Consider the following 710-nt stretch of genomic DNA (forward strand, 5'->3'; position numbering starts at 1 on the left):
TCATCGAACCGTTCTGTCTTGGAAAATCTACTGATCCAGGACAAACTGGGCGCGACCCGCGCCTATTTGTGGAAGCTGTTCTGTGGATCGTCCGCACAGGGGCGCAATGGCGTGAATTGCCGGATGAATTTGGCAAGTGGAACTCTGTATTCAAAAGGTTCCGCAGATGGGTCAAAGCGGACATTTTCCATCATATGTTCAAAGTATTAGCCTCAAACGCCGACCTCGAATACGCCATGATCGATGGAACTATCGTCAAGGTCCACCGCTCGGGTCAGGGCGCAAAAGGGGGACTCTTTGCCAGGCCATTGGGCGCTCACGCGGAGGCATAACAACGAAGATACTGGCGCTGACGGATGCGCTTGGAAACCTCGTTGATTTCTGTCTGATGCCCGGGCAAGCCCACGACTTGCGCGAGACCGATACGCTGATCCGCGATCTGACAGCCGGTCACCTTCTGGCGGACAGGGCCTTCGACGCAGATTGGCTGCGCAACGACCTGACGGATCGGGGCATCACCCCCATCATACCGCCGAAATCCAACCGGAAGTTTCCGGCAGAGTTCGACAAGGAAACCTACAAATGGCGGCACCTGATCGAAAATTACTTTGGCAAGCTCAAGGAAAACAGAGGCATAGCGATGCGATCATGTAAAACCGATCAGAGCTTCACGGCTTTCATTTCCATCGCAGCAACAATCATTCAAACAA

At 53.5% G+C, this 710-nt stretch carries 1 protein-coding gene; it reads left to right on the top strand.

The genetic code is table 11. The annotated features are described in order from the left end of the window. Positions 1-2 precede the first annotated feature (2 nt). A protein-coding gene (locus VWZ81_RS17935) for an IS5 family transposase (RefSeq protein WP_416543450.1) occupies positions 3-710 on the top strand; the annotation gives its coding sequence in 2 pieces (ribosomal slippage) (positions 3-297 and positions 297-710; 709 coding nt annotated over the 2 pieces). This gene is flagged as partial in the annotation.

This window comes from Phaeobacter sp. JH20_34, assembly GCF_048056095.1.
GTDB lineage: Bacteria > Pseudomonadota > Alphaproteobacteria > Rhodobacterales > Rhodobacteraceae > Phaeobacter > Phaeobacter bryozoorum.